Source organism: Sphingobium sp. MP9-4, assembly GCF_005281675.1.
Lineage (GTDB): Bacteria > Pseudomonadota > Alphaproteobacteria > Sphingomonadales > Sphingomonadaceae > Sphingobium > Sphingobium yanoikuyae.
The window spans coordinates 1-1,423 of record NZ_LUFI01000005.1; the positions used below are offsets into that span (position 1 = coordinate 1).

The 1,423-nt window shown below is 59.6% G+C and carries 1 protein-coding gene and 2 pseudogenes; 1 reads left to right on the forward strand and 2 read right to left on the reverse strand.

Annotated features, from left to right (window positions below; all coding sequences use genetic code 11):
• Nucleotides 1-82 (reverse strand): annotated as a pseudogene (locus tag A0U87_RS02710) (IS5/IS1182 family transposase); the annotation flags it as partial.
• 117 nt (nucleotides 83-199) lie between these two features.
• Between A0U87_RS02710 and A0U87_RS02715 the strand changes: the two are divergent.
• Entirely contained in the window at nucleotides 200-499 is a 300-nt protein-coding gene (locus A0U87_RS02715) for a DUF1905 domain-containing protein (protein WP_276309024.1), read from the forward strand.
• A 342-nt stretch (nucleotides 500-841) separates the two neighbouring features.
• Here A0U87_RS02715 and A0U87_RS02720 read toward each other — a convergent pair.
• Nucleotides 842-1,267 (reverse strand): annotated as a pseudogene (locus tag A0U87_RS02720) (acetamidase/formamidase family protein); the annotation flags it as partial.
• Between the last annotated feature and the right edge of the window lie 156 nt (nucleotides 1,268-1,423).

A 1,423-nucleotide genomic window follows, 5' to 3' on the forward strand; every position in this document is an offset into this window, starting at 1 on the left:
CCCGGGGCTTGCCATGGCTCTTGGGGAAATACGGCTCAAGCCGCGCCATCTGGTCGTCCGTCAGCCAATACAGGTCACTCAATTCCAGTCTCCTCACGGAGCATGAATCAGATCGCAACGCCTATATCAATGGGTCCTGACCCTAGGCGGAGACGTCTCACCTGACGAAACAGCTTGGGAGCATGTCGGCCCTATCTGGTTGTGGCGCGGGAAAGGCAAGGATGGTCAGCCTTCATCGATGTCGTGGCATTTTCTAACGATCGACGGCGAGGTCGCCGAAGCCATTCGTGTAGCATCGTCGGGCCAATCAGCGGCTTGGGGATCGGTCTACGTAGAGGCCGGCATCGGCAAAACGTATTGGCGCACATCGGTTTTTCCGAGCAAGGCCATCCAGGGCTACATGCTGCCCATCAAGGCGAGCGTGAGAAAAGCAGAAAAGCTGGCGGATGGTGACGTTATCACGGTTCGTATTACCCTATCCAAGGGACCATCACGCTAGAAATGAGCGCTCGGCCTGAGGGAAGTTGGTCGGGAGCTGTCAGGAAAGCGGAACGTCCGCTGCTGGGGATCGAAAATTTGGCTCGGAGCGTCCGGCGTGGGTCGCCCCCAGAAACGACTGCTATGCGTCCAAGGCTGAACCACTGTGCCTCATCCGCAAGGTCAATCATTTCAATCGACAGTGGCAGAAGGAGAATGCGGGCGCGCTGTCATTGTCAGCCGATGCGCGCTGCGCCGCCGACCGATCGATCTTGGCTTCAACATAGGTGGATCGTGAACGGCCACAGCTGCGACGGCGGTTATGCGCCGTGGCTCGCTAAGAAGCCGTTCCTGCAGCTGGTTGCTATCGAGCCGGAAGCAACGCCTTGTCGATGCGCGCAGCCACGCCAACACTTCGGCCTGCGAGGTTCGGGATTGAATAGCGCACTGCGCTTCCCAACACCTTTGCCGCGTCGGACAGGCTCAACCCATAATCCTGCTGCAGCCATTGTATCAAACCTGTGGTTGCGGCCCTCGTGGCTTCGTCGAGCGAGCCGGCCTGCCCCAATGCCATGATTGCATCTTGCGATTCGACCCTTGGCATCATGATCGCGCTTCCCTTGATGATCTCGACCGAGAATTCGCCGTCCATCGACGTTTCGAGCGCATATTGGGAGGTTTCGCCGTCCCCTTGGAGCGCGTGTGCGTCACCCAGATACAGCAACGCGCCGGGTTGCTGTACTGGCAAAAAGACGGTGTTGCCCGCAACCACCTCGGGAAAGTCCATGTTGCCGCCTGCACGACCGGTATCCCCTGTCGAGAGTTGTCAATCGGCGTGCAAACGGGACCCCCGATCGGCGCGCAAAAGGGACCCCTTTTCAAGGATGGCAGGAAGGTCGAGGAACGCGCCTTGCGCAGCGCGCGGCGTAGGGAGGGCGGAGCCCGA